Below are 25,403 nucleotides of genomic sequence, written 5' to 3' on the forward strand. Positions count from 1 at the left end.
GTGATCGGGCTGACGTTCTCCTGTGGAGGCGCTAGCCTATGGAGCGACGTCGAGAGGACACCTGGGATACATGACTGAGCGGGAACACGTCGCATCCTCGTCTGCCGCGAGGCTGGCCGGAAAGGTCGCGGTTGCGGGCTTCTTGGCCGCCGCGGGCGCTCTGGCTGCGGCAACGCAGGCCGGCGCCGAACCCGTGCCACCGGCACCGGCTCCGCCGCCTCCGCCAGCACCACCGCCGGTACCGCAGATGGCCAACCCGGCCTACGGTCAAGGAAACTCCGGAAGCCCATTCGGCTACCTCGGCGATATCTGGCGCGCCGCCCGCAGCGGTGACCCCGTTGGCGCCCTGGCCGGCGGACCCGCCGGTGCGACAGCTCCGCCGCCGGCAGGGGCCGGCCCGGCGCCGGCATTGCCGCCCGGTTTCGTCTCGATCAATGCTCCCGAGTCCACCACCTCGGCACCGGGGGAGAGGTCCTCGGCAGAGCCGCAGCAGGGTGGACCGCCGCTGCCCGAGGGATATCACCCTCTGAGCGGTCCGCCGCCTCCCGGTTGGTATGACCAGCCCGCGGGTGATCCGGCCGCGCCGATCTTCCCGGCGGCACCTCCGGCTCCGGCTCCGGCGGCGCCGGCGCCGATCTTCCCCGCTCCCTGACCCGTCCACCGACCCGCAGTGGCACGGCCTCCTGGTGGGGTGTCTGCGGCCCGGTAGCGCCACCTAGCCCGACACCTCGGCGCCCGATACCTCGGCTAGCTGTACTGACCTGAGAGGTTAGGTACACGGCTGGCTGGTGGTTGACCGCCGAGTGCTGTGTGGCCGCGGTGGTGATTGTAGGTGTGCAGCCAGCGGGGGTACTCCTGGCAGCGTTGGTCGTCGCTGGTGTAGAGCCGGGCGTAGGCCCATTCGTCGGCCAGGGTGCGGTGGAAGCGCTCCACTTTCCCGTTGGTCTGCGGCCGATACGGCCGAGTCCTGCGGTGCTCGACGTCGTCGCCCAGCGCGTCCCGGAAGGCATGCGAGCGATAGCAGGACCCGTTGTCGGTCAACACCTTCCGAACAACGATGCCCTGTTCGACGAACCAGCCGTTGGCTCGTTGCCAGAACTCGGCGGCGGTGTCCTTGCGTTCGTCGGGCAGCATCTCGGAGTACGCCAACCGCGAATGGGCGTCGATCGCGGTGTGGATGAAGTGATATCCCCGCACCGGCTGATGGGACTTGTTGGTGGCTCCGGTCTTGTCCGCCTGGGAGTTGCGCTTACCCGCTGAGCGCCCGAGCTTGCGCCAACCGCCGCCGGCGGGGATCTTGCCCAGCTTCTTGACGTCGACGTGGACCAGATCACCGCACGCCGCCGACTCCATGCGGCGCACCACGCGGCCGGTGGCGCGGTCGAGCCACCGCAGTCGGGCGATGCGGTAGCGGCGCAGCACGTTGTGCACCGTGGAGACGTTGAGCCGCAGCAGGTAGGCGATCCGGGCCGGTCCCCAGCGGCGGGTGACGCGCACTCCGATGATGCGCCGCTCAATGCGCGTCGGCGTGCGGTTCGGACTGTAATGCGGTCGTGAGCTGCGGTCGACCATCCCCGCCTCGCCCAGCTCGAGGTAGCGATCCACCCACCGGCACACTGTGGTCACCGACACCTGGAAGCGATCGGCCGCGCGGCGACGCGACCACCCGTCATTGACAACGCATCGAGCCAGCCGCAGACGACCGGTTTCGGACAAAGGGGCATTACGGTGAACCACGAAGACCTCCGAGATCGGGGAGCGTTCCTAGACAGCTCGCACTCCACTCGGAGGTCTTCGTCTTGTCACCTCACCACGCCGTCACCAACGTCCGTGGTCAGTACAGCTAGCGCAGCGCCAAGGCCAACTCGTGGAGGTCACTGACCGAGACGTCGGCCGACGGATCCTGCCGGGCTTCGGTCAGTGGTCCGAACTCCAACGGGCGGTTGATGAACGCGGTACGCAGACCGGCGGACCGAGCCCCCTTCAGATCGGACGGGTGGGCGGCGACCAGCATCAGCTCGTCTGGCGCGACTCCGAGAAGCCGTGCCGCGGTGAGATAGGTCTGGGGTGCGGGCTTGTAGGCGTTGGCCAGCTCGGCCGACAGCACGCAATCGAACCGTAGGTCGCCGTGGCGGGCCAGATCGATGAGAAGCGCGACATGGCCGTTCGACAGGGGTGCGGTCACACGTTCTCGCCGCAGTTCCTCGAGGCCGGTGCGGACATCCGGCCACGGGTCGAGCCGGTGCCATGCTCGGACAAGCTGCTGTCGCACCGGTAGCGGCAGGGTGACTCCGCGCTCGGCCAGCAGATCGTCGAGGGTGATCAGGTGCAGTTCGTCGAACGTGCCCCACGGACGCGTGGAGGTGTTCACCTCGTCGAGAATCGGTCGATAGCGGGCCCGCCACGCATCGGCCAGTTCGTCCGCGTCGCCCGGTACCTCAGCTGCACGGAAGGCGTCGGCCACCCCACTGCGCCAATCGACAAGCGTGCCGAAGACGTCAAAAACGAGAGCGCGTACGTTCACGGTCAGCTCCTTGCCGGTCGTCTCGGTTGCAGCAGTTGATCCACGGGCCCGTGGTCATCGGTGAGCACCTCGGCGTCGCCGATCCAGCGGGTCAGATCGTCGCCGGTGGCGAAAGTCCAGTGGGTCGATTCCGCATCGAGTGTCTCTTGGAGTGCCCTCAGGTTGATCGGCCGGTCGGAGGCCACCACCACCATGTTGCCTCCGTCGATCACCGTCGCAGGATCGAGCCCCAGGTCGTTGGGTTCGCCCAGCAGCGCGACATGGGCGAAGACCGCCCGCAACGTGGCAACCTGGGCTCGCGCGAAGTCCAGGTTGCCATAGTCGATGAGGTTGGCCGCGTACACGCCCTCGGCGTTGAGCACTCGGTGGATGTCGCTCACCGCTTCCAACGTGGTGAGGTGCCAGGGCACCGCCACTCCGCCGAACGCGTCCCCGACCACCAGATCGCGGCTGTCGGTGTCGAGTCTGCGAAGACCCAACCGACCGTCCTCGACCCGCGTGTCAATCCCGGAGTCGGCTGCCAGTCCCAGCTTCTCGTGGTCGATCCTGACCACGCCGCCGTCGATCTCGGACACGACGCTCAGCGTTCCCGGCCGGGTGGCGGCGAGATACCGCGGGATGGTCAGCCCACCGCCGCCCAGGTGATACGCCACCAGCGGTGCGTCGGGTGTGAAGGCGCCGTCGACCACCGCCGCGATTGCCCGGACGTAGGTATAACGCAGAAATGTGGGGTCATGGAGGTCGACGTAGGAGTGCTGGATGCCGTCGAGCACCAGTGTCCGCCCGCTGCTGCGATCCGGATCGGCCACCACCCGGACGCAGTGGTACTTGGTCTCGGTGTCGCAGCCGCCGGGCCCGAAATAACTGGCCACTCCTCCCGCGACGGTGAAGACCGTCAGGACCGCCGTCCGCGCACCACTCCAGCGACGCATCCGCCACTCGACCAGCGATCCGCCGAGCACCAGCAGAACACCCAAACCGATCAGGATGACGCTGACCGGAAGCCAGGTGATCAGGACGAAACCGGTGAGCACCGTTCCGGCGATGGCCCCCAGCGTGCTCAGCCCCGAGAGCCGTCCGACCACCGTCCCGGTCTCGGTGAGACTGGTCAGCCGCAGTTTGGTGACCATCGGTGTCACCGCAGCCAACAGCGCGCCGGGTACCAGGATGGTCAGTGCAGCCACCAGCATCAGCAGTGGCTGGGCCCACTCCGCGGCGGTGCGTAGCAGGGCGGGCGTCAGTGCCACCACCGCCCCGGAGACCCCGAGCGCGGCGCCGATCAGCCGACGCGGATCGACGACGTCGGCGATGCGGCCACCCACCCAGGCACCGACCGCGATGGCGGCCAACGCGATGCCGATCACCATCGTGCTGGTTTCCAGAGTCAAACCCAGGTAGGGAGCCAGCAGTCGTAGGGCGGTGATCTCGACCACCAGAACCGATGCTGACGACAGCACCGCCAGCGCCGCCGCGGCACGCGGGCCCAGGCCGGCGGATGGCGGCACCGGGTTCTCGTCAGGGGAGTGCGTCGGCCCGGTCACTGCACCATCCTCCCAAATCGGCGCGCATTGGCAGTTCAGTCGGCGGCGAGTCCGCGCGAGCGTTTGTCGAGATACATCCGTTCGTCGGCCAATCGGATGGGATCCTGTTCGCCTGCGGCGATGCCGACGCTGAAACTCACGGGTGTCTCGGCCAGTACCCACCGCCGGCGCAGGCGATCGAGAACCTGTGCTGCCTCATCGCGGTCAGCCCCCACCAGGATCACGAGGAACTCGTCACCCCCGAGCCGGAAGGCCAGGTCGTGCGGACGGATGGACCACCGCAAAGCGTCGGCGAACGCGACCAGCAGGCGGTCGCCGTCCGCGTGGCCGTAGTTGTCGTTGTAGACCTTGAAACCGTCGAGGTCTATCACCATCACCGCGGAATCGGTGGAGTGTTCGGACAGCCGGGTGGCCAAAGTGCTGCGGTCGAGCAACTGGGTCAGCGCGTCGGTCTGCGCGATCTGGCGCAGCAGCATGCTCTGCGCCTCGAGCCTGGCGATCAACCAGGCGGGAACTTCGGCGACCAGCACCCACATGATCGCGGTGACCACGACGGTGGGCACGCCGTTGGCGCCGCCGCCCACGACAAAGGCGGCGACCCCCAACGGGACGAGCAACAGTGAGCGTCCTCGACCACAGGTCAATCCCAGATAGGCGAAGGCAATGGTGATGGTGCCAGGCAGATCGTGGGTGGCGGTCGGGTCGAGGAGTCCGGTGAGCACCGTGGCCATCAGGGCCGCGACCGGCCAGCCGATCAACAGTCCGCGACGGTGTTGCCAGCCGAGCCGCCAGCCCAGCACCGCCACCAGCATCGCGCTCAGCGCGATCCCGCCCAGTGGCCAGTAGAGCCGACTGTCTCCGCCGCCACCCGCGTACCTCGCTGCGGCGGCGTAGAGGCCGAGCATGAAAAGCAACGCGGTCAGGCCGATTCCATGCCACCGCGGCACGGAAGGTTGATGGTCGGCCGGCGCGGACACGCGTTTAGACTAGGTGCGCGACAGGTCGGCTGCACCAGCGCGTCCACGATAGCCCGGCCATCGACAAAATGGCCATCCAACCGGGTTGGACCACACGTCCGCCGCGATGAGTTGTGCACCTGTACTTCGAGGTGTACGGCGAGATATGGTCGCCCACCCCGGCGCCGCTGCTGTTGATCCCCGGTGCGTTCATGGCCACTGATTCGATGACGGAATGGATGCACGCGTTCGCGAGCGACCGTACGGTCATTGTGTTCGATCAGCAGGGGCACGGCCGCACCCCCGACATAGTTCGGGCGATGTCCTACGAGCAGTTCGGCGATGACGCCGCCGAGCTGTTACGGGCGTTGGGAGTGAAAAGTGCTGACGTGCTCGGCTATTCGCAAGGTGGCGGTGTGGCACTTCAACTGGCGGTGCGCCAGGTTCACTGGTGCACAGGCTGGTGACGATGTCGGCCACCTTCCGGCGCGGCGGCTGGCGCCCGGAAGCGTTGGAATCGATCAAAACCCTTGGTCTGCAAGACTTTTCCGGAACATCGGTCGAGACGTCCTTCAAGGCGCACACTCCCGACGATCAGGCGTTCGCGGGCTATCGGGAGAAGATGGAGATCCTCGACGACGTTGAGCCGGCGGCTCCGGATCTGTTCTGACAGCACTCCTCGATCGAGCAAATCAGAACCTGATCCGACCGCGTGGAGCACCTCACGACGATCGCAAACTCCTTGCCAATACAAACTCGCGTGAAATTACGGTTTTGGCGAGATATCGCAAACCGAGAATTGCCGAGCACGTCGGACTGCACCGGTGAGGCCTGCAACGGCGGTGACTGCGGCTTCTTCTTCGGCAACGGCGGAACCGGAGCCAACGGCGGGACCGGCGGAGATGCCGGTTTGATCGGCAATGGCGGCACCGGCGGTGCAGGTGCGGTTGCCCAGGACAATCTTCCCGCCACCGCCGGTGGTGCCGGCGGGGCAGGCGGACTCTTCTGGGGTAACGGCGGCACCGGTGGGGCGGGAGCCGCAGCGGTTTACGTCGACGAAGAACGCGTTTCGGAGGCCACGGCCGGCGGCGCCGGCGGTAAAGCGGGTTGGGCGCTGGGCAACGGCGGGACAGGAGACGCAGGCGGTCTGTTCGGCGGACGAGGCGGTGCCGGCGGCGAAGGTGGTGCCGCCACCTCCGACGACGGCGACGCCAAGGGCGGCATCGGCGGTGTCGGAGGCAACGGCGGAGGAATCTTCGGCCAGGGCGGTAAAGGCGGCAACGGCGGCGCGGCCGACGCAACCGGCGGTGACGTCACCGGTGGTACCGGCGGCCAAGGCGGCTCAGGTGGATTCGCCGGCCGTGGCGGTGACGGCGGTGATGGCGGCGACGCCGACAGCGAGAGTGGCGACAAGACCGGCGGAGCAGGTGGGGCGGGCGGCTCCGGCGGACTGGGCGCTGGCAGCGGCTCGGAAGGCTCGCAGGGCAGCGTGTCCGACGACTCGGACTGACGACTCACACCGCCTCCCGCACGCTGCGCCTCACGACGAAACCCATTAGTTTCGTTGCATGCAGCTGGGCACACCGTGAGCGTCACCGACGATCTGCCGTTGATCGATCACCACTGTCACGGGGTGGTGGACACGAATCTGCAACCCGACGAAGTTCGTTGGCTGGGAACCGAATCCGACTGGCTGGCCAACCCCGGTGTCGAGACTCTGGATTCGCCGCTGGGGCTGGCCATGCGGGCGCTGTGTGCGCCCCTGATCGGGCTGCCCAAACACGCGCCGGTGCAGGATTACCTGACGCGTCGGGTCGAGCTCGGCACAGCCGCCGTCAACGAGTTGCTGCTGGCCGCGGCAGGCACCGGCCGATACCTCATCGACAGCGGGTTCCTGGTCTCCGATGTGCTGTCGCCACAACAGATGGCGACGCTCACAGGCAAGCCCGCCGATGAGATCGTGCGCCTGGAGCGCATCGCCGAACAGGTGGCGGCGGAGTCCACCGCGTCGGGGTGGGTGCGGGCGTTCCGCGAGGCGCTCACCGAGCAGGCCGAGGGGGCCGTCGGGTTCAAATCGGTGATGGCCTACCGCAGCGGTTTCGAACTGCACGACGCGGCACCGGAACCCTCGAGCGTGCAACGTGCGGTGGATGAGTGGTTCGCCAACGGCACCACCCGTCTGCAGCATCCGGTGGTGCTTGCGCACCTGGTGTGGGAGGCAGTCCAGTTCGGCAAGCCGATCCAGTTCCACACCGGCTTCGGCGACAGCGACCTGGTACTGCACCTGTCCGACCCGTCACGGCTGACCAAGTTCTTTGTCGCCACCAAGGATAGTGGTGTGGATTTCATGCTGCTGCATTGCTATCCGTTCCTGCGGGAGGCGGGCAGCCTGGCCCACATCTTCCCGCACGTCTACCTCGATGCCGGGGTCACCGGGCACTATCTCGGGCCGAGTGCGGGCACGGCGGTGCGACAGTCGATGGAGATCGCACCGTTTCACAAGATCTGCTACTCCTCGGATGCGTATGGGCTGGCTGAGCTGTACGCCATTTCGGCAGCCGCCTGGCGGCGCGAAACCGGGCGCCTGCTCGACCAGTGGCTGGCCGGCGACTGGCTCTCCACCGCGGATGCCGAACGCATCGCGTGGCAGATTGGTGTCGGCAACGCCGCCAGGGTCTACGGTGTGGACGAGCAGTGACCACCACCAATGAGACTGCGGCTCTTCGGGAGCGAGAGCATGCGGCACTTGCCGTCGTCGAGCGGGAGCTACCGTCGGCGATCGCCCTGCGTCATGCCCTGCACCGTGACCCGACTCTGGGCGGGGAGGAGGATAGGAACCGTCCACTCATCGAGGCCGCACTCGGGTGTTCCCTCGTCGAAGTCGCCGAGGGCGGATTCTGTCGCGTCGGCGACAGCACGGGGCCCGCTGTTGCGATCCGCGCCGAACTCGACGCACTTCCGATCACCGAACAGTCCGGGGTGGTGTTCCAGTCGACCCGGCCGGGGGTGGCGCATCTGTGCGGCCACGACGTCCACACCGCCGCCCTGGTGGCGGCGTCTCGAGCCATCGGCTTTGTCGGTGCCCCGTCGCCGTTGGTGGCGGTGTTCCAACCCCGGGAGGAGACCACGCCGTCTGGAGCCCTCAGCCTGCTCGGAGACAACGCTTTTCAGTCCCAGGACATTCGGGCGATGATCGGTGTCCATCTGCAACCCCGCATTCCGACCGGTTCGGTATCGGCTCAGCCAGGACCTATCAACGCCTCGGCAGACACGTTCACCATCGTCGTTCACGGTCGCCCCGCGCACGGCGCCTACCCGCATCTGGCCCGTGACCCGGTACTGGCCGCTGCTGCGATCATCACCGCACTGCAGCATCTGGTGTCGCGACGAGTGGACCCGATGAATCCGGCGGTGGTCACGGTCGGGCGGATCGTCGGAGGCCAGGCGCCCAACCAGATTCCGGAACGAGTGACCCTGGAGGGCACCATCCGTAGTTTCACCGAGGACGACCGTAGGCATCTGAGCCAGGCACTGCGCGAGACGGTGTCAGGGACAGCGCGGGCCCACGGCTGCGAGGCCGAGGTGGACGTCGAACTCGGAGAGCCGGTGTTGCGCAACGATTCCGCGTTGGCCGTTTCGGTCTCCGATGCTCTGCAACTCGCAGGGTTCCACACCGGATCGGCGGTGCGTTCCTGCGGCGCCGACGACTTTGCCTATTACGTCTCGCGTTTCCCGTCGGTGATGATCTTCGCGGGAGTCGGCGACGGCGCAGCCGACTCTCCAGGCCTGCACCATCCGCGCTTCGCACCTGCCGACGACATCATTGCCGACGTCGCCCGCATCATGGTCGTCGCGTACTTCGCGGCTGTCGAAAGGAGCGCTCCATGACCGAATCCGCCACCTCGCGGGTGCTGCTGGTATCCCATCTGGACAACTCCGGCGTCACCCGGGCAAAACTGCTGCCAGAGCACAAGATCAACGGTGCGGGCCGCAAGGGCATCACGGTGTCGCTGAGTGTCGGCATGCTCTTCTCGATCGACGACCACGTCAATGCCACTGCCGCACTCGACGGAACGGTCGGTGACCTGCGGGGTATCCCGGACATGGCGGCTGCCCGGATCCTGGATCCGGCGACCGGGCTGACGTGGGCGCCCACCGACCTCTACGGTCTCGACGGCACACCTCATCCGGCATGCCAGCGTGCCGCACTGCGCCGTGTTGTCGCCACCGCACGCCGGGCGGGGTTGGAGCTTTCCGTCGGCATCGAGGTCGAGTTCACGTTGTTCACCGGCACTAAGAACGACGCGGTGCCGGCACACATCGGTCCCGGATACTCGACGCGCGTGGTGTGCGAACTGGAGTCGTTCTTTCTCGATGCGCTCGACGCGTTGCAGACGGCGGGTGTCGGTGTCGAACAGTTGCACCCCGAGTACGGCGACGGACAAATGGAGTTGTCCCTGGCACCGGGGGAGCCGGTGCGGGCCATCGATGAGTATCTCCTGGCGCGGGTGGTGTTGACCCGCGTCGCGCTGGCACACGGGTTGTTGATCTCGTTTGCTCCGGTGCCGGTGGCAGGCACCATCTCCAACGGGTGTCATCTGCATCTGTCGGCTCGCCGGGATGGCCGAAACCTGTTCTACGACAACCAGACCCGTGAGGGCTTCACGGTGGAGGCAGGCCACATGATAGCCGGCATCCTCGCCCATCTCGATGAGGGCATCGCCTTGCACGGCGGCAGCGTGCTCTCCTTCGAACGGCTCAAACCGCACAACTGGGCAGGTGCGTATGTCTGCTGGGGCCCAGGAAACCGGGAGGCAGCCGTGCGATACATGGCCGGCTATGCCGGACATGAGGACGGCCAGTCCAACATCGAGGTCAAATGCGGTGACGCTGCCGCCAACGTCTATCTGTCCGCTGCGGCGCTGATAGCCTCCGCACTGGACGGCCTCCGGCGTCAGGTGCGGTTACCTGCTCCGGCTCTCGCCGAACCGGGCGGGTTGTCGGCTGAAGAGTTCGCTGCAACGGGTGCTCGACGGTTTCCCGAAACTCTGGGTGCGGCACTGGATCTGTTGGAGCAGAGTTCTTTCTTCCGGGAGCTCTTCGGCGACGTGTCTCTCGACGCCTTCATCGCCACCCGGCGCCATGAGTGGCAGGCCTACGGTTCGGTGTCGCCGGCCGACCTGGCTACGCGCTGGCGCTTTCGATACTGACCAGCCACTCCAGTATCGGAGTACGCAGGTCGGCGAAGTTCTTGTAGGCGGCCAGATCCTCGGGCAGCTCAGCCAGCACGGAGAGCAGCTGCGCGCGCCACTGCGGGACGGCCGCCAGCTGTGACAGCGGCGCCAACTGAGTGGTGATGAGGAACAGGATTGCACCGGTGCGGGGCAGCGCTGTCAGGTGCTGGATCTCGATACGCATCCGCAGTGCACCGGGTTCCGCGCACAGGCGTGTCTGCAGCTCGGCGCGCGGCGCTCGACCGTGGGCTGATTCCAGGCTGGCGTCCAATTCCCCGGTTTCGTACATGCTCCAGTTCAGCCGGCGCACCACATCGCCGGGGGACAGTGCCCGGATGAAACGTTCGGTGCGCGCCACCATGCCGGTGCCGTGCACGCGCGGCACCGGACCGTGCAGGTCGGTGAAGGTCATGCCGAGGGAGAAACTGCTGGACCAGGATCCCGTGAACGTCGCCGCGAAGGACTCGAGTCGCAGTGCGCCGTCGCGGGTGTCGAGCAGGAACAGGTCTTCGACCACTTCGGCCGCCGCGGTGGTCAGTGGCGCAACTTCGGGGTCACCGTAGGCCAGGTCGAGCTTGGTGCCGGTGACGGTGTTGCAGAAGCGCAGCCGTTCGGGATCGGTGAGGTCCGTTGTGGCGATGTCGGGGTTCTCGGAGGCGAAGCGCTCCAGAATCCATGCTGCGGCATCCCATTCGGCGGCCGCCATGTGTGGCAGGCTGCCGACCCTGCGTGGGTCACGGGCCAGGATGGTGCGGCGTTCGGCAACGACGTCGGCGTAGGTCTGGTCGACGTGGAAGACACCCTCACCCCACGATCCGGCCGCGGTGGTGGCGGCCACGCCGGCGTGCTCGACGTTGGTGAAGTAGCGGTAGCTCGGTCCGTCGAACGGCCAGGCGAATCGGTGGATCGGCGTTTCAGCGCTCATGTCACCTCTGGTGTGTCGATGGTGATGGTCCCGATTCCGCGGGAGACGCAGGCCAGCATGAGGCCGCCGCGGTGGTGGTCGGCGTCGCTGAGTACCAGGTCCCGGTGTTCGACCTGCCCAGCCAGCACTCCGATCTCGCAGCGGCCGCACACGCCGCGCTCACACATTCGGTCCAGGCGGATGCCGAGCCCGTCGAGTGCCTGCAGCAGGCTGATCCCTGACGGCACGGTCACTGATCGTCCGGATTCGCCCAGCACAGCGTCGAACGGCCGGCCTGCGTCCAGAGCGGGGGCGGTGAAGTGCTCGATGTGTATTCGCGGGCCGGGCCAGGCGAACTCATCGGCGAGTGAGCGGAATTCGTCGAGGAATCCCGGCGGCCCGCAGGCATATGCGTGGGTTCCCAGTGGTTGGCGGGCCAACGCATGCCGCACCGCGTGACGTAATGCCTGTCGGCCGGTCACCACCGTCGTGTGCGGGGGTGCGAGCTGGTCGAGCTCGTCGGCGAAGACGGGAGTGCCGGCGCCGACGATCAGCTCCACCGGCCGGCCCCACCGCCGCGCGGCGTGCAGATGGGACAGGATCGGAGTGATGCCGATTCCCGCCGCCACCAGAAGGTGCCTGGCCGCGGACAGCACCGGCGCGAAAGCCGAACGTGGTGGCGACGCCCGCAGGCGGGTTCCTCCCTGGGCATACCGGTGTAGCCAGTCAGATCCACCGCCGACCGCGCCGTGGCGGATGCCCAGTCGGTAGACCGGCGGCCGATGGCCGTCGTCGAGCAGCGAGTACGCGTTGACCACGTCACCGGCTCGCACGGCGAGGTGCGAACCAGGGATGTAGGAGGGCAGTGGCCGACCGTCGACAGCGCCGAGCACGAACTCGTCCACGCCCGCTCCTACCGAACGTCGTGAGAGCACCTGTAGTTCAAGGTCATTCATGAGCATCAGCGAGGTAGCGGCCGGACGTCCGGGACCAATGGCGGTGCAGGTGCAGCAGTCGGCCGCAGCCGGAACAGGATCCTCGGTGCTCTTGTGCCGGCAGGAGTGTTGTCGCCCCGCAGGACGGGCAGTACCACCGGTGGGACTCGGTGCGCTCGACGAAGACCACGATCTCCTCGGACAGCAGACCCGCGGCTGTGGCTCTGGCTTTCGCGTGGGCAACGCGGCTGGCCTCACCGCAGATGGCCAATCGCCAGCCCACCAGCCTGTCGGTGAACAGTTCGGCTCCCACGGTGTCGTCCAGAACCTCGGCGGGAGTCTGGCTGTGCCACAGCGGGATTGCGCAGCCGGCCGCCCCCGAGCATCCGGCCCTGAGTAAGGTCCAGGCCGCCGCGCGAGGCAGGGGCGGTACGTCAGTCGGCCAGTCCGGCAGGGTCAGCCGTGCCGGGTAGGCGGTGTCGTCGTAGGCCATCATTCACCGAGCGTCGCGCAGATCTTGCGGAGCAGGTCGGCGAGCGTCTCGCGTTCGTCGGGGTCCAGACCGGCGATCATGTCCTCGTCGTCAGCGATTCGTCGCGGCATCTCGTCGTCGACCACGGCCCTGCCCGCGTCGGTGAGGGCCAGGAGCACCACCCGCCCGTCCCGCTCAGATTTCTGCCGCACCAGCAGGCCACGGCGGAGCAGGCTGTCGGCGATCTTGGTGATGGAGGCCCCGCTGAGCATGGTGGTGGACACCACTTCGCTGGCCCGCAACGGCCGGTTGGCGCGGGCCAGCGCACTCAGCACGCTGAACTCGGACCGGTTGATGCCGTGGCGTTCGAGATGAAGATCCAGGCGCTGGTTGCTGATCGAGGCGATGCGGTGCACCCGTCCGAGGACCTCGATGGGCGCGGTGTCGAGGTCTGGGCAGGCTTGCTCCCACTCGCGCCGAATGCGGTCGACGACATCCGCACGCGCAGCCGCATCAGGGGATCGAGGCACGGCGACATGATATCGGGTAGATAGTTTACTAGTAAAACAGTGGTAAAGTTTCGGCCGTGTCTGTCTCCCGCCAACTCGATCGCGGCGCCGCCGCACTTCGCCATGCCGCGCATCCCCGTTCCTGGCGTGGCGCCTTCCGAGCCGATGTGCGCAGGGCCGCCCTTGCCGGTCCGCTCCGGGTGGGACTCGCGGTTGCCGTGGTGTTTGTCGTCGGCGGTCTGACACCCGTGCAGGACGTGGCGGGATTCGCGGCACTGGGGGCGCTGGTGTGCGCGTTTTGCAGACCCGACCCCTATCCCGTCAGGTTCGGACGGCTGCTGGTTCTCGCCGCGGGCATCACGGTGTCCGTGGGCATCGGCGCCACGCTCGGAGCCGGCGATCTCCCGATCGGCGTCGACATCATGGTGATCTCGGTGCTCGCCGGCGCGGCCGCGTATCTGATGTGGGCGCTGCACATCGTCGGGCCCGGTGCGGTGGTGTTCGTGTTCGCCGCCGTCGGCGCGGAGGGTGCGGCTCACAATGCCGCCGACGTCGCCCGACTGCTGTTGGTGACGGTCGGCGGGGCCGTGATCGGCGTGACGGCGGCGATGGCACCGTGGTGGTTCTCACGGCGTACCCGCGCGAAACACACTGCTGTGCAGCGTGAATCACTGCGTACAACGCTGGCTCGCGCTCCCCATGCCGCGCTGGCGGGGCGAGGTGCCCGAATTGTGGTCGCCGGCGCGTTGGGCGCCGCGGTCGCGGCGGCATCGGGTTTCTCCCATCCCATGTGGGCCACCATGGGGGCGGTGGCCACCATGCAGGGAGTCGGTTACCACATCACGGTGCAGCGCGGTGTGCAACGTCTGCTCGGCAATGTCGGAGGGGCTCTGCTGGCCGCCGGCCTGCTCGCGTTGCCGCTGGGTTACTGGGGCGCGGTCACGGCGATCATCGTCTTCCAGATAGCGGCCGAGGTGGCCGCAGGGGTCAACTACGCTCTCACGTCACTGGCGGTCACGCCGATGGCGTTGCTGCTCACCGGCCTTGGCGTCGGGCTCGCTCCGGCGGTTGCGCTGGATCGCATCGCCGACACCGCCATCGGAATCGTGGTGGGTATCGCCGTCGCGGCGGTCACCATCACCGCCGCCGAGCATCGGAGCCTGACCGCCTGAGGGGTCTGGTTGCCGAAAGCCATGGGCCAGAAGGGCAACCGGCGCACCATCACTGCGTGTCCACCAACGTCGACAGGATGCGACGCAGCTCGGCTTGGTCTGCTTTGTCCAGTCGCGACATCATCGACGCGAACTCCTGCGCCAGCGCGTCGAGCGCGTCGGTGCGTACCTGCTTGCCTTTGTCCGTGGTGGTGAGGCGGTGGCGGCGCAGGTCGGTCTCGTCGATCTCACGGCGCACCAGGCCCGCGTCGACGAGGTTGCGCAGATAGATCGTGATGCTGGCCTTGGGGAGCATCAGTTTCTCGGCGAGCGCGGCCGGATAACGGCACGCGTCGACCTCATCGAGGACGAAGAACTCCTTGATCTCCAGTCCCAGTTCCTCGAGCTGGGGGCAGCGGCATTCATCACGCGGGTCAGCAGCCGTTGGTTCAGCTTCCATAGCTGGGCACCGTCCTCGCTCGACATCACCCTCCTCATCCGATGGTACAGTTTTGAACTAGTTCAGTTTCGAACAAAGTTTGGGGGCGCTCTTGCCACAGCATCTCACCATCCCGCGCGGCCCCATCGATCTCGCTGCCGACCTGTACCTCCCGCCCGACTTCACCGTCGAATCCGCGCACGCCGCCGTCGTCTTGTCGACACCGGGCAGCAGCGTCAAGGAGCAGATCGGCGCCAACTATGCGTCCCGACTGGCTGACCGCGGTATCGCTGCACTCACCTTCGACCCCGCCCACCAGGGACAAAGCGGGGGAGAGCCCCGCGATCTGGAGGATCCGTATCGCCGTGGCGAGGACATCTCGTATGCGATCGACGCTCTTAGCACCATCGACGGCATCGACCCTCTGAGGATCGGCGCACTGGGCATCTGCGCGGGCGGCGGCTATGCCGTCCACACCGCCCGCACCGATCATCGGATCAAGGCCCTGGCCACCGTCGTCGCCGGAAACATGGGGGAGTCATGGCGCAGCCCGGCGTTCTCACCGGACGGACCCGTAGCTGCCCTCGATGCTCTGGCCGAGGCGCGGCTGACACGTCCACTCGATCGGGTCAACTGGCTACCCGACACACTCGAGGATGCCGCCGCGGCGGGCATCACCGATCTCGACTCGACACAGGCGATCACCTACTACCGGACGCCGCGCGGCGCCAATGCACACTCGACCAACCGTCGGCTGCTGCGTGGCGACGCACTGTTGCTCGGCTATGACGCGTTCCACCTGGTCGACCAGCTGCTCACCCAGCCGCTGCAGGTGATCGTTGCCGGGAGACGAGGGAACACCGGACAGTACGAGGCGGGTATGAAACTGTGGGAGATGGCGCCCAATCCGATCGATCTGCTGGTGGTCGAAGGCGCCGGCCACTACGAGATGTACGACGTGCCACAGTTTGTGGAGCAGGCGATCGATCGGCTGGTGGCGTTCTTCGGCGAGTACCTGTAGGGGCCGATCAAGTGGGATCAGGCACCGCTGAGGCAGTTTCCGACTCGTCGTCCAGGGCGTCAGCCGAGGGAGCATTCTCGCCGGCCTGTTCGCTGACCTGCTCGCCGTAGTAGCGCAGGATCACCGCACCGGCGGCGGCCACGGGCACCGCCAGGAACGCACCTATGACGCCGAACGTCGACGCACCGAGCGTCACCGCAAGCAGGACGATCACGGCGTGCAGTTTCATCGTCTTCGACTGCAGCCACGGCTGCAGCACGTTGCCCTCGAGTTGCTGTACGGCGACAATCAGCGCCAGCACCAGCAGCGCGTTGGCCGGGCCGTTGGAGACCAGAGCGATCAACACCGCGAAGGCGCCTGCCACGAAGGCACCGACGATCGGCACGAATCCACCGATGAACGTGATGATGGCCAGCGCATAAGCCAGCGGCACTCCCAACACCAGCAACCCGATACCGATCAGCACCGCGTCGACCAGACTGACCAGCGCCTGGGTCCGGATGAAACCTCCGAGCGTCGACCACACGCGAGAAAGGACTTCGGCGACGTGGGATGCGGCGGGGAAGCCGACGGTCTGTTTGAGCCAGGGCAGGAAGCGCGGGCCGTCCTTGAGGAAGAAGAACGTGACCACCACGGCAGTGAACACGGTGACCAGCGCTGAGGTGGCGGCGCCCACGCCGGTGAACACCCCGGAGGCGATCTGCGCACTGCTGGAGTTCAGTCGATCGGTGATTGCCGATACCGCTGAATTGAGCTGCGCCTCGCTGATGTTCAACGGTGGGCCGCCGAGCCACTCTTGAACCTGAACCACACCTGCGGTTGCCTGTTCGGCCAGTTCGGTGGACTGCTCGACGATGGCCGGAGCCACCGCCGCGACCACGCCTGCGATCACGCCCACAGCGAGCAGTAGAACCGCTGCCACTGCTGCAGCGGGCGGCAACCCCTTGTCGCGCATCCAACGCACCGGAGGCCACAACACAGTGCACACGACCAACGCCAGCACCACTGGCAGCACGATCACCCAGGTCTGGCCGATCACCCAGGCCAACACCCACAACGCGGCCGCCACCGCGAGGAATTGCAGTGCCACCACCGCGGTCGATCGAAGATGGCCGCCGTACACAGCTCCGCGCCCTGGAACCGCACCCCTGTTGTCTGTCACCCTTCCTCTCTACCCGCAGCGCGCCAGATTGCTCTGATTCTCGAGAATGACCTTGCCGACAGTGCCCTTGGATTCCAGCAACCTGTGGGCACGGGCAGCCTGCGCCATCGGGATCACCGTGTCCACGACCACGCGTACGGCCTTTGTTTCGAACAGGGGCAGGACGTCACGGGTGACCCCGGCGATGATCGCGGCCTTCTGAACGATCGGCCGGGCCCGCAGCATTGTGGCACTCACGCTGGCGCGTTTGGACATCAACAGTCCGATGTCCAACGGGGTGGCAGAGGTGGAACCGCCGATGATCACCAGGTGTCCGTCGGGCGCCAGGCACGCCACGTTGCGTCCCAGATAGTCCGCCCCCACCACATCCAGAATCGCGTCGACGCCACGCCCTCCGGTGGCAGCCAGTGTCTCGGCGACGAAGTCGTGGGTGCGGTAGTTGATCGCGGTATCGGCTCCCAGGTCACGGCCGGCCTGCACTTTGGCGTCACTGCCCGCGGTGGTGATGACGCGGGCTCCGATGGCAGTGGCCCACTGGATGGCGAAGGTGCCGATGCCGCCGCCCGCGCCGTGGATGAGTACGGTGTGGCCTCTGGTGAGTCCAGCGACCATGGCGAGGTTGGAGTAGACGGTGGCTGCCACCTCGGGAACCGCGGCGGCTTCGATGAGGCTGAGGCCCTGGGGAACCCGCATCACCTGGGTGGCTGGCACGGCCACCTCGTCGGCATAACCGCCACCGTCGAGTAATGCACATACGTGGTCGCCGGGTGACCACGCTGTCACCTGAGCACCGACGGAGGTGATCACGCCTGCGCATTCCAGCCCCAATGGGCGTGGTGCCGATGGCGGCACGGGGTAGTGGCCGCGCCGCTGCATCAGGTCGGCATTGTTCACCCCGGCAGCCGCTACGGAAATCACCACTTCGTGGGGTTCGGGTGCCAGCGCCTGCACCGGTGTCCAGCGCAGGACCCCGGGTGGACCGGGCTCCTCGAAGAGAATCGCCGAGGTCACTGCCGGGCTGCCCAGTTGGCGATGGACTGTGCGTAGCGTGGCGTCTCGACCTCGCAGTGGCGACTCGACGCCTCCTGACGGGCCTTGGCCGCTTCCTCGAACGACTGTCCCTGCGCAGCAACGAATGTCAGGAAATCCTCGGTGGGGTGGGAGGTCACTGTGTTGGTGTAGCGGCACCGGCCATCGTCGAGGTGTTCCATCCGCAGCTCCCAGATCACCTGTGTCGTGGTCCATCCCGCTGGGGTCAGGACGTCGGACAGCGACACCATCTTGCAGTAGTGCGCTTCGGCCACCTCGAATCGGTACTGCTGGACCACCAGTCCGGTGCCGATCATCTCGATGTTGATCGACATGGGCGTGCCGTCGTCGTCGACGGTGTAGCCGGCGGCCTTGTGGTCACCCGGTGCGCAGCGTTGATACTCGTGTGTGGGAAGGGTTTTCAGCCACTGGGCGATGTCGACTCTTGCGAAAGGCGCCTCCACGTCAGCGGTGATGACAGCGTGTGAGAGGACCAGATCGTCGCGAACGGCGGTACTCATTTCGCCTCCTGTTGTAGATCTCTCCTGACTTCTCAAGCATCGACGTGACAGGCCACGGCGGACAATGCCGGTGACGTGAACCCTCGGGTGGTGCCAGCACCCAGATCAGCGGCGGCGAGCCAGAAGGTGCACGCCGGGGAAGCGATGGACGGTGTCCGGACGGTTGACGATGCGCCACCTTTCGTCGAACCCCGCCTCGGTCAACACCCGGCTCAGTTCGTCAGGGTGCCAGCGCCAGGCTGGGGCCACCGCGTGGTCGAACGGCCTGGCCGGGCCGGGAGTGTCTGTTGACTGCATTGCGATCAATACCGGCGTGGTGGGGCCAACCAGGTGGGCCCAGCGAAGGAAAATCTCGGCCAGCTCGTCTGGCGGGATGTGGATCAGGCTGAATCGGGCCAGGATCGCAGCGATCGGTCGGGGCGCCCCGACCAGCCTGGCGTCTGTCTCGAGGAAGATCAGATCAGGGTATGTGTCGCGGGCTATGGCCAGCATCGCGGGGCTGGGCTCACATCCAACGACGTGAAGTCCGTGTCGCGCCAGATCGGCGGTGACGTGTCCGAGGCCGCAGCCCACGTCGAGGACGACGCCCTCCAGCTCGATCGTTTCGACGAACGCGGCGACGGCGTGCTGTTCGACAGAGGTCTGATACGCCGAGGGGAACATCGCGGCATACCGCTGGGCAAGCACCTCGTATCCGGGTTGCATCACGTTGCTCACTATCGCCGATGACCAGCCTCGTTGCTGAGGCGGTGGAGTTTCGGCAGGGTGGAGGCATGAGCAACGACGCCAAGGTCAACACCAAGGTCACTGTCGAACGAATCATTCCCGCACCCGTCGACGCGGTTTTCGACGTCCTGTCCAACCCACAGCGACACCAGACGCTGGACGGATCGGGCTTCATCCGCAGCGTGGAACACGCCGATCGGATCCAGAAGGTGGGCGAGGTGTTCACCATGAACATGCAGGGGCCCCACATGGGTGGCGAGTACAAGACCGACAACCACGTGTCCGGTTACGCGAAGGACAAACTGCTGGCCTGGAAGACCGCTCCCGCCGGCACCGAGCCTCCCGGCTGGGAGTGGTTGTGGGAGTTGGAATCTCAGGGACCGAATGAAACACTTGTGCGCCACACCTACGACTGGTCGAAGGTCACCGACAAGAAGCTGCTCGAGAAAGTGAAGTTCCCGCTGGTCACCGAGGAGCAGCTGGAAGACACCCTCGCGCGGCTGGCGGCCGAGACCGCTTCCTGACGTCAAGAATCTCCCAAGGATTCGAGGAGGCCTCCGCGGAAGGGTCGTACCCGCAACTACCCGTCCCGACCGAGGAGAGTCCGTGAAGAAGTGCCTGCTGGCCACCGCGCTGGTCGTCACCGCGTTGATCGTTGCGCCCGTGGCCGCCGCTGACAACTACGCCACCCAGTCGGGGCGGGTGTTGTGCACCGTCACCCCGGATTCGACCATCGCCGAACTGGGCCACGACGTAGTGGTGTGCCAGGGCGCGTTCACGCAACCCGGCGCCAAGTTCCAAGCCATCACGACAGGGGACGGACGTGTGCAGTGGCAGGATGCCAACCTCGCCGTCGACAACCCGACTACCGTGATGAACTACGGCACCACACTTCATAGCGGAAACTGGACCATCTATCCAGATCGGACCGGCACCCTGTTCACCGACGATCGCACGGGCCACGGCATGTTCGTCAGCATCGACGACGTCCACGCGTTCTGATCTGCTCATCCGCGGCGGCGTTCTCCGACAGTGTGGACCGAGCCTGGGTCGATTCGTCGGCCAGGGCTCAGCTGACGCGCTCGCCGGAGGCGGTGTCGAAGACGTGGATGTCCTGCGCCGCCGCGGTGACGTGGATGATGTCACCCATCCGGGCATGGTCACGGCCGCTGACCCGGACTATCACGTCGTGCCCGCCGGCGACCGCGGTGCCGTACACGAAGGCATCGGAGCCCAGTTCCTCGACCACCGAGACCTGCACCGGCATGCCGTCGCCGGGACCGACACGGCGCCACGACTCGGGGCGCACGCCGATGGTCACCGGACCGCGGGCCTGGTCGACCACGCCCGGACCGACTGCCAGACAGTGCTCGCCGACGGTCACGCTTCGGTCTGCCAGATGAGCCTCGAAGAGATTCATCGCCGGTGAGCCGATGAAGCCCGCGACGAACACATTGGCAGGTCGGTCGTAGAGGTCCATCGGGGTACCGACCTGCTGCAGCGCGCCGTCGCGCATGACAGCCACCCGATCGCCCATCGTCATCGCTTCAACTTGGTCATGGGTGACATACACGGTGGTCACGCCGAGTTCGCGCTGCAGCTTGGCGATGTCGGTGCGAGTGCGTACCCGCATCTTGGCGTCGAGATTGGACAGTGGTTCGTCCATGCAGAACACCTGTGGGTTGCGCACGATCGCCCGGCCCATCGCGACCCGCTGCCGCTGACCGCCGGACAGCGCTTTGGGTTTGCGCGCCAAGTACTCGGTGAGTCCCAGAGTCTCGGCGGCAACCCGTACCCTGCGCTGCCGCTCCGCTTTCGGCATCCGGGCGTTCTTGAGGCAGAACTCCATGTTCTGGGCCACCGTCATGTGGGGGTACAGGGCGTAGTTCTGGAACACCATTGCGATGTCGCGGTCCTTGGCGGCCGCGTCGGTGATCTCCTGGTCGCCGATGAAGATGCGGCCCGCGGTCACCTCTTCCAGTCCGGCCAGCATCCGCAGTGTGGTGGATTTACCGCACCCGGACGGACCGACCAGCACCATGAATTCGCCGTCGGCGATGGTCAGGTCGATGCCGGCCACCGCCGGTCGGTCGGCCTTGGGGTAGTGGCGCTGTGCATTCTCGAAACGGACTGCGGCCATGGGTATCTTCCTTTACTAGTGGGTCAGCGGCTGGAGATGCCGCCGACCATCCCGCTGATGAAGCGCTTCTGCAGCGCGAAGTACAAGACGGCGATCGGTAGAGCGACCATGACGCCGGCGGCGGACAGCAATGAATATTCGGTGAGATGCTGACCCTGGAAAAATGCCAGGCCCAAGGGGGCGGTCCGGCGATCCTCGGAGACGATCATCACCAGCGGTAGCAGGAATTCGTTCCACGTCCACATCGTGATCAACACGGCCATGGTCATGATCGGTGCGATACTCGCCGGAACCATCACCCGCCACAGCACTTTCAGGTCGCGAGCGCCGTCGAGCCGCGCCGCCTCGATGATCTCGCCGGGGAACGTGCGGAACTGGTTGCGCATCCAGAAGGTCGCGAACGCCAACGACTGTGCCGTTTGCGGCAAGATCAGGGCCAGGTAGGAGTCGGTCAGCCCGGCCGTGCGCATGTTGAAGTACAGCGGGATGATGAATGCCTCAGCCGGCAGTGTCAGCCCGATCAGCAGTACGTAGAACAGAATGGACGAGCCGGCGAATTGCATTCGTGCGAAGGCAAATCCGGCAAAGATGGCCAACACGACGGTCAGCGCGACGACGGCGGATGCCACCAGCACGCTGGAGGTCAGGTAGGTGGCGAAGTTGCCGCGGGTCCACGCTTGCGCGTAGTTGTCGAACGCGAAGTGCGACGGGATGGCGAACCCGCCGGTGTTCTCCTTGGCCGGTGTCAACGAGGAGAGCAACACTCCGATCAGTGGCACCACCGCGAATGCTGCGAACATGCCGAGGATGATCTGGTTGATGATGCGTTCGCGCCGGGACAGTGTCACGAGATGTCCTTGGGTTCGATGCGGTTGATCAGCACGGTGACCGCGATGATGACCAGTGTCAGCACGACGGCCACCGCAGCGGCCAGTCCGACCTGGCCGGTGTTGAAGGCCCGGTTGTAGGCCTCGAACGCGGGTACGGTGGTGGCGTTGCCAGGGCCGCCGCGGGTGGTGATGTAGACCAGGTCGAAGGTCTTGAGCGCCGAGACGACAGTCAAGGTCAACGCCACGGCGATCTGGCCGCGCAGTGCCGGCAGCGTGATCGCGAAGAACTCCCTGCCGCGGCCGGCGCCGTCGAGGCGGGCTGCCTCGAACAGCTCCGGGGCGATGTTGCCGATACCGGACAGGAACAGCACCAGACACAGTCCGACGTTCACCCAGGTGCCGACCAGCCCGATGGCCATCAGCGCAGTGCTGTGGTCGCCCAGCCAGACCCGCGACAGCGACTCCAGGCCAACCGCCCGCAGTGTCTGGTTGAGCAACCCGTTCTGCGAGTAGATGGACACCCAGATGGTGGCCACCACCACCGAGGCGATCACCTGCGGCAGGAACAGCACCGTCCGGAAGAACGACATCGACGCCATCGCGTGCGACCGCGAGATCAGGGCGGTCAGGAACAGTGCGAGCACAACGGGCGCGGCCGCGTAGAACAGCATCAACACCCCGGCGTGCAGAAACGAGTCCCGCAGTTGTTCGTCGCCGAAGATGCTGAGGTAGTTGGCAATTCCCGCAGACGTCGACGCACCCAGTCCGTCCCAGTTGAAGAACGAGTACTGGACGGTCTGCACCATCGGCACCCCGAGGAACAGCACTGACACCAGCAACGCCGGGGCCACGTAGAGGTAGGGGACCAGGCGCCGGCGACGACGCCTCGGGGTGGTCCCCGGAACGGGCCCGGAATCAGCGGCGCGCACGACAACCCTCGACAGAACCGACGTCATTTTCGACTGTTCACAAACGCTGCGTAGTCGGTCTGCAGCGTCGTGGTGAACTGTCTGGGATCGCTCTGCCCGCCAACCAGTTCCTGGACAGCAGCGGTCAGCGTGTCGTAGAAGGTCGGCGTCGAGTAGTCCAGGTAGGGCACGGTGCCGTCGGCCTTCTGCACGTCGCGGTACTGGGTGGCGACGTCGGCGGCCAGGGTGCCCGCGGCCGGCTGGTAATCGGCAGGCAGGACGGTCGGCAGGTTGCCGGTGTCGACCAGGACCTTCGCTGACGCGGCGTTGGTGATGAAGTCGATGTAGGCCGCAGCCACGTCCGGGTGCGCGGACTTCGAGGTGATCGCCCAGGCCAGTCCCTGCCCGCCGGTTGTCGACGGCTTGCCGTCGGGGGTGCTCAGCGTCGTGAAGCCGACATTGTCTCCCATCGCGTCGCGCATGTCCTGCTCTTTCCAGGTGCCGGTGATGGTGAAGAGTGCATCCCCCTTGGCGAAGGCGGCAATGGCGTCGTCGCGGGACACGCCGTTGGCGCCTGGGGTCAGGTACCCCTGCTTGGACCAATCTGAGATTTGTTGGGCCGCTTGCACAGTCGGTGCGTCGGTCCAGGCCCCGCCCTGACCGCTGACCAGCTCGGAGACTGCTTCCGGTCCGGCGATGGCAGCTTGGGTGACACCGAACAGGTGGATGCCCGGGCTCTTCTCCAGGTTGCCGAACGCCAGCGGCAGGATTCCCTTGGCGTGGGCGGCGTCCATCGCGCTGTCGAGCTCGGCCAGCGTGGTGGGGACCGCCAGTCCGAGTTCCTCTAGCTTGGCGCGGTTGTAGTAGACGCCGACGATCTCACCGGTCTGCGACACCCCGAACAGGGTGTCGCCCTGCCAGGTCTTGCCATCGGGGCTGAAGCTGTTCTGCTTCAGCAGGCTTTCCGGGTAGTACGAGGTCCAGTCGTACAGCTCGGCGTAGTCGGTCATCGGGCGCAGCATTCCTGCGGAGACAAACGCGCCCATGTCCGGGTAACCCTGGTTGGCTTGGATGACGTCGGGCGGGGTGTTGCTGGACAGCGCGAGTTTCAGAGTGGTCTTCAGATCACTGAACGACTGGGCGGTGCGCTCGATCTTGACGTTCGGGTACTTCTTCTCGAACGCCGCGTTGAGCTGCTCCTGAGCCGTGACGATGCCGCCATCGGTGTTCTGATCCCATACCTTCAACGTCACGTCGCCCGCGGCGGCGACGTCCGTGGACACCGCACCGGTGGGTGCTGGCGTGCCCTCCGACGAGCCGGAGGGCCCCGGTGCGCAGGCGCTGAGCGCCACCAGGGCAGCCGCGGCTGCCACGACGGTGCGTAGTGAACTTCTCATGACGACAGGACTCCTTCTGTTACTGCACTGTGGTGTCGCCGGGTCCACCGGCGGATGAATGCCCAGCCTTCGTCGGCGTGGCATTGGTCGAGCAATGTGGCGATGTCTTCGGGGCGGGGAGCGCTGGCGGCGCCGCCGGCAGACCGGACGGTGCAGGCGGCACCGGCAGCGGCCAGCCGCAGACGTTGTTCGAGATCCCAACCCCACGCGGTTGCGGCCATGAATCCGGCGGCAAAGGAATCACCCGCGCCGGTCGGATCGACGGCGTGCACCAACAGCGCGGGCACCTGTACTCGAGTGCTGCCCTGCGCGGCAATGGCACCGGCGCGACCCAGCGTCACGATCGCGGTGTCGACGTACCGGGCCAGGATGTCCAGGGCGTCGTCGACCGTTTCGGCGCGGGTGTACCCGAGCGCCTCGACATCGTTGACGATGACGACGTCGACATCGCGGAGGCGATCGAGCAGGCGTTGCGACCATTCACCGGAGGCGTCCCAACCAACCCCGCCGACCAGGGTGGTTCCGTTGCGCCGGAGGTCAACGGCCCAGCCGGGCAGGTCTCCGGCCAAGCCCAGATGTGCGACCCGGCAGGGGCGGTCTGCGGGCCATTCCGGTAGGTCGCCGTCGGCTTGGTAGGTGACGAAGGCACGGTCGTGGCCGTCGGTGATGGCAACCGAAATGGAGATCTGATGGCCGGGACGAGTTGCGGTGGCGCTCAGGTCGAGGCCGCATTCGTCATGCAGGCTGCGCTGGACGATGGAGCCGATGGGGTCGTCACCGAACTCGCTGAGCAGTGCGGTGTCAGCACCAAGGCGGGCGGCCGCGACGGCTCGGTTGGCCGCGCCGCCGGGGGAGATCGTGAAACCGTCGGCCAGCACCTCGGCCCCGGGAGCGGGGGCGTGGACACCGGTGAAGATCAGGTCGCTGTAGATGCGCCCGACCACCAGGACGTCTGTCAAACTCGCTCACCTCCTATCAAAGTTGACTGAGTTTGATCGTTTGAT

29 protein-coding genes are annotated in these 25,403 nt (G+C 66.5%); 11 read left to right on the forward strand and 18 right to left on the reverse strand.

The features are described from left to right. Positions 1–70 precede the first annotated feature (70 nt). Positions 71–652 (forward strand): hypothetical protein, encoded by a 582-nt coding sequence (locus tag BVC93_RS27205; protein ID WP_083740130.1) that lies wholly within the window; start codon positions 71–73, stop codon positions 650–652. Positions 653–747: 95 nt separating this feature from the next. Here BVC93_RS27205 and BVC93_RS27210 read toward each other — a convergent pair whose 3' ends face one another. From BVC93_RS27210 to BVC93_RS27225, 4 genes are all read right to left on the reverse strand, one after another. After that, complete coding sequence (locus tag BVC93_RS27210; protein WP_083735943.1) at positions 748–1,737, reverse strand: IS481 family transposase; 990 nt, start codon at positions 1,735–1,737, stop codon at positions 748–750. Positions 1,738–1,843: 106 nt separating this feature from the next. Next, the gene (locus BVC93_RS27215; RefSeq protein ID WP_083740131.1) at positions 1,844–2,524 is read right to left on the reverse strand and encodes a haloacid dehalogenase type II; all 681 of its coding nucleotides are present in this window, start codon (positions 2,522–2,524) and stop codon (positions 1,844–1,846) included. A 2-nt stretch (positions 2,525–2,526) separates the two neighbouring features. Next, entirely contained in the window at positions 2,527–4,065 is a 1,539-nt protein-coding gene (locus BVC93_RS27220) for a fused MFS/spermidine synthase (RefSeq protein ID WP_083740132.1), read from the reverse strand. Between the two features lie 35 nt (positions 4,066–4,100). Further along, a complete protein-coding gene (locus tag BVC93_RS27225) occupies positions 4,101–5,042 on the reverse strand; it encodes a GGDEF domain-containing protein (protein ID WP_236950139.1) in 942 nt (313 codons plus the stop codon). Between the two features lie 113 nt (positions 5,043–5,155). Here BVC93_RS27225 and BVC93_RS34205 point away from each other — a divergent pair, with 113 nt between their 5' ends. From BVC93_RS34205 to BVC93_RS27250, 6 genes are all read left to right on the forward strand, one after another. Then, a complete protein-coding gene (locus tag BVC93_RS34205) occupies positions 5,156–5,488 on the forward strand; it encodes an alpha/beta fold hydrolase (RefSeq protein ID WP_236950140.1) in 333 nt (110 codons plus the stop codon). A gap of 2 nt (positions 5,489–5,490) precedes the next feature. After that, the gene (locus tag BVC93_RS34210; protein WP_236950141.1) at positions 5,491–5,691 is read left to right on the forward strand and encodes a hypothetical protein; all 201 of its coding nucleotides are present in this window, start codon (positions 5,491–5,493) and stop codon (positions 5,689–5,691) included. Positions 5,692–5,820: 129 nt separating this feature from the next. Continuing rightward, entirely contained in the window at positions 5,821–6,531 is a 711-nt protein-coding gene (locus tag BVC93_RS33305) for a hypothetical protein (protein WP_157517101.1), read from the forward strand. 75 nt (positions 6,532–6,606) lie between these two features. Beyond that, a complete protein-coding gene (locus BVC93_RS27240; protein ID WP_083740133.1) occupies positions 6,607–7,719 on the forward strand; it encodes an amidohydrolase family protein in 1,113 nt (370 codons plus the stop codon). Beyond that, on the forward strand, positions 7,716–8,909 hold the full coding sequence (locus BVC93_RS27245) for a M20 metallopeptidase family protein (protein ID WP_192860116.1): 1,194 nt from the start codon (positions 7,716–7,718) through the stop codon (positions 8,907–8,909). Before BVC93_RS27240 ends, BVC93_RS27245 begins: the two co-directional genes overlap by 4 nt. Beyond that, complete coding sequence (locus BVC93_RS27250) at positions 8,906–10,231, forward strand: glutamine synthetase (RefSeq protein WP_083740135.1); 1,326 nt, start codon at positions 8,906–8,908, stop codon at positions 10,229–10,231. The genes BVC93_RS27245 and BVC93_RS27250 overlap by 4 nt, the downstream gene beginning before the upstream one ends. Here BVC93_RS27250 and BVC93_RS27255 read toward each other — a convergent pair. The 4 genes from BVC93_RS27255 to BVC93_RS27270 are packed head-to-tail and all read right to left on the reverse strand — an operon-like array spanning position 10,206 to position 13,096. Continuing rightward, positions 10,206–11,180, reverse strand: coding sequence for a heme-dependent oxidative N-demethylase family protein (locus BVC93_RS27255; RefSeq protein WP_083740136.1), 975 nt, complete (start codon positions 11,178–11,180; stop codon positions 10,206–10,208). The genes BVC93_RS27250 and BVC93_RS27255 overlap by 26 nt on opposite strands. Further along, the gene (locus BVC93_RS27260; protein ID WP_192860117.1) at positions 11,177–12,064 is read right to left on the reverse strand and encodes a PDR/VanB family oxidoreductase; all 888 of its coding nucleotides are present in this window, start codon (positions 12,062–12,064) and stop codon (positions 11,177–11,179) included. The genes BVC93_RS27255 and BVC93_RS27260 overlap by 4 nt, the downstream gene beginning before the upstream one ends. A 43-nt stretch (positions 12,065–12,107) precedes the next feature. Then, the gene (locus tag BVC93_RS27265) at positions 12,108–12,590 is read right to left on the reverse strand and encodes a dimethylamine monooxygenase subunit DmmA family protein (RefSeq protein ID WP_083740138.1); all 483 of its coding nucleotides are present in this window, start codon (positions 12,588–12,590) and stop codon (positions 12,108–12,110) included. Beyond that, on the reverse strand, positions 12,587–13,096 hold the full coding sequence (locus BVC93_RS27270; protein ID WP_083740139.1) for a MarR family winged helix-turn-helix transcriptional regulator: 510 nt from the start codon (positions 13,094–13,096) through the stop codon (positions 12,587–12,589). Before BVC93_RS27270 ends, BVC93_RS27265 begins: the two co-directional genes overlap by 4 nt. Before the next feature lie 56 nt (positions 13,097–13,152). On the opposite strand from BVC93_RS27270, the gene BVC93_RS27275 reads away from it, so the two are divergent. Next, entirely contained in the window at positions 13,153–14,247 is a 1,095-nt protein-coding gene (locus tag BVC93_RS27275) for an FUSC family protein (RefSeq protein ID WP_083740140.1), read from the forward strand. 49 nt (positions 14,248–14,296) lie between these two features. Here BVC93_RS27275 and BVC93_RS27280 read toward each other — a convergent pair whose 3' ends face one another. Further along, positions 14,297–14,686 carry a MarR family winged helix-turn-helix transcriptional regulator gene (locus tag BVC93_RS27280; RefSeq protein ID WP_236950143.1) on the reverse strand — a complete coding sequence of 130 codons (390 nt, stop codon included), beginning with the start codon at positions 14,684–14,686 and terminating at the stop codon, positions 14,297–14,299. A 91-nt stretch (positions 14,687–14,777) separates the two neighbouring features. On the opposite strand from BVC93_RS27280, the gene BVC93_RS27285 reads away from it, so the two are divergent. After that, the gene (locus BVC93_RS27285; RefSeq protein ID WP_083740141.1) at positions 14,778–15,686 is read left to right on the forward strand and encodes an alpha/beta hydrolase; all 909 of its coding nucleotides are present in this window, start codon (positions 14,778–14,780) and stop codon (positions 15,684–15,686) included. Positions 15,687–15,693: 7 nt separating this feature from the next. On the opposite strand, the gene BVC93_RS27290 is transcribed toward BVC93_RS27285, so the two are convergent. From BVC93_RS27290 to BVC93_RS27305, 4 genes are all read right to left on the reverse strand, one after another. Next, positions 15,694–16,848, reverse strand: coding sequence for an AI-2E family transporter (locus BVC93_RS27290; protein ID WP_083740142.1), 1,155 nt, complete (start codon positions 16,846–16,848; stop codon positions 15,694–15,696). A gap of 9 nt (positions 16,849–16,857) precedes the next feature. Next, positions 16,858–17,859: an NAD(P)H-quinone oxidoreductase gene (locus BVC93_RS27295; RefSeq protein WP_236950144.1), complete on the reverse strand. Its 1,002-nt coding sequence runs from the start codon at positions 17,857–17,859 to the stop codon at positions 16,858–16,860. Then, complete coding sequence (locus BVC93_RS27300) at positions 17,856–18,398, reverse strand: hypothetical protein (RefSeq protein WP_083740143.1); 543 nt, start codon at positions 18,396–18,398, stop codon at positions 17,856–17,858. The genes BVC93_RS27295 and BVC93_RS27300 overlap by 4 nt, the downstream gene beginning before the upstream one ends. Positions 18,399–18,503: 105 nt before the next feature. Further along, on the reverse strand, positions 18,504–19,103 hold the full coding sequence (locus BVC93_RS27305) for a class I SAM-dependent methyltransferase (RefSeq protein ID WP_192860430.1): 600 nt from the start codon (positions 19,101–19,103) through the stop codon (positions 18,504–18,506). 68 nt (positions 19,104–19,171) lie between these two features. Between BVC93_RS27305 and BVC93_RS27310 the strand changes: the two genes are divergently transcribed. Both BVC93_RS27310 and BVC93_RS27315 read left to right on the forward strand, forming a co-directional pair. After that, entirely contained in the window at positions 19,172–19,648 is a 477-nt protein-coding gene (locus BVC93_RS27310) for an SRPBCC family protein (RefSeq protein WP_083741400.1), read from the forward strand. A gap of 82 nt (positions 19,649–19,730) precedes the next feature. Next, the gene (locus BVC93_RS27315; protein ID WP_083740144.1) at positions 19,731–20,126 is read left to right on the forward strand and encodes a hypothetical protein; all 396 of its coding nucleotides are present in this window, start codon (positions 19,731–19,733) and stop codon (positions 20,124–20,126) included. Positions 20,127–20,193: 67 nt separating this feature from the next. On the opposite strand, the gene BVC93_RS27320 is transcribed toward BVC93_RS27315, so the two are convergent. The 5 genes from BVC93_RS27320 to BVC93_RS27340 are packed head-to-tail and all read right to left on the reverse strand — an operon-like array spanning position 20,194 to position 25,358. Beyond that, positions 20,194–21,264 carry an ABC transporter ATP-binding protein gene (locus BVC93_RS27320; protein ID WP_083740145.1) on the reverse strand — a complete coding sequence of 357 codons (1,071 nt, stop codon included), beginning with the start codon at positions 21,262–21,264 and terminating at the stop codon, positions 20,194–20,196. Between the two features lie 23 nt (positions 21,265–21,287). Further along, the gene (locus BVC93_RS27325; RefSeq protein WP_083740146.1) at positions 21,288–22,112 is read right to left on the reverse strand and encodes a carbohydrate ABC transporter permease; all 825 of its coding nucleotides are present in this window, start codon (positions 22,110–22,112) and stop codon (positions 21,288–21,290) included. After that, positions 22,109–23,050 carry a carbohydrate ABC transporter permease gene (locus BVC93_RS27330; RefSeq protein ID WP_192860118.1) on the reverse strand — a complete coding sequence of 314 codons (942 nt, stop codon included), beginning with the start codon at positions 23,048–23,050 and terminating at the stop codon, positions 22,109–22,111. The genes BVC93_RS27325 and BVC93_RS27330 overlap by 4 nt, the downstream gene beginning before the upstream one ends. Continuing rightward, entirely contained in the window at positions 23,047–24,399 is a 1,353-nt protein-coding gene (locus tag BVC93_RS27335; protein ID WP_083740147.1) for an extracellular solute-binding protein, read from the reverse strand. Before BVC93_RS27335 ends, BVC93_RS27330 begins: the two co-directional genes overlap by 4 nt. Further along, positions 24,396–25,358 (reverse strand): carbohydrate kinase family protein, encoded by a 963-nt coding sequence (locus BVC93_RS27340; RefSeq protein ID WP_083740148.1) that lies wholly within the window; start codon positions 25,356–25,358, stop codon positions 24,396–24,398. Before BVC93_RS27340 ends, BVC93_RS27335 begins: the two co-directional genes overlap by 4 nt. Positions 25,359–25,403 lie beyond the last annotated feature (45 nt).

This window comes from Mycobacterium sp. MS1601 (genome assembly GCF_001984215.1).
In the GTDB taxonomy this organism is placed as follows: domain Bacteria; phylum Actinomycetota; class Actinomycetes; order Mycobacteriales; family Mycobacteriaceae; genus Mycobacterium.

Coding starts and splice junctions, on each gene's coding strand:
- BVC93_RS27320 (WP_083740145.1), bottom strand. CDS start 21,264: ATGGCCGCAGTCCGTTTCGAGAATGCACAGCGCCACTACCCCAAGGCC.
- BVC93_RS27205 (WP_083740130.1), top strand. CDS start 71: ATGACTGAGCGGGAACACGTCGCATCCTCGTCTGCCGCGAGGCTGGCC.
- BVC93_RS27250 (WP_083740135.1), top strand. CDS start 8,906: ATGACCGAATCCGCCACCTCGCGGGTGCTGCTGGTATCCCATCTGGAC.
- BVC93_RS27265 (WP_083740138.1), bottom strand. CDS start 12,590: ATGATGGCCTACGACGACACCGCCTACCCGGCACGGCTGACCCTGCCG.
- BVC93_RS27300 (WP_083740143.1), bottom strand. CDS start 18,398: ATGAGTACCGCCGTTCGCGACGATCTGGTCCTCTCACACGCTGTCATC.
- BVC93_RS27255 (WP_083740136.1), bottom strand. CDS start 11,180: ATGAGCGCTGAAACGCCGATCCACCGATTCGCCTGGCCGTTCGACGGA.
- BVC93_RS34210 (WP_236950141.1), top strand. CDS start 5,491: ATGTCGGCCACCTTCCGGCGCGGCGGCTGGCGCCCGGAAGCGTTGGAA.
- BVC93_RS27305 (WP_192860430.1), bottom strand. CDS start 19,103: ATGCAACCCGGATACGAGGTGCTTGCCCAGCGGTATGCCGCGATGTTC.
- BVC93_RS27280 (WP_236950143.1), bottom strand. CDS start 14,686: ATGGAAGCTGAACCAACGGCTGCTGACCCGCGTGATGAATGCCGCTGC.
- BVC93_RS27310 (WP_083741400.1), top strand. CDS start 19,172: ATGAGCAACGACGCCAAGGTCAACACCAAGGTCACTGTCGAACGAATC.
- BVC93_RS27335 (WP_083740147.1), bottom strand. CDS start 24,399: ATGAGAAGTTCACTACGCACCGTCGTGGCAGCCGCGGCTGCCCTGGTG.
- BVC93_RS27330 (WP_192860118.1), bottom strand. CDS start 23,050: ATGACGTCGGTTCTGTCGAGGGTTGTCGTGCGCGCCGCTGATTCCGGG.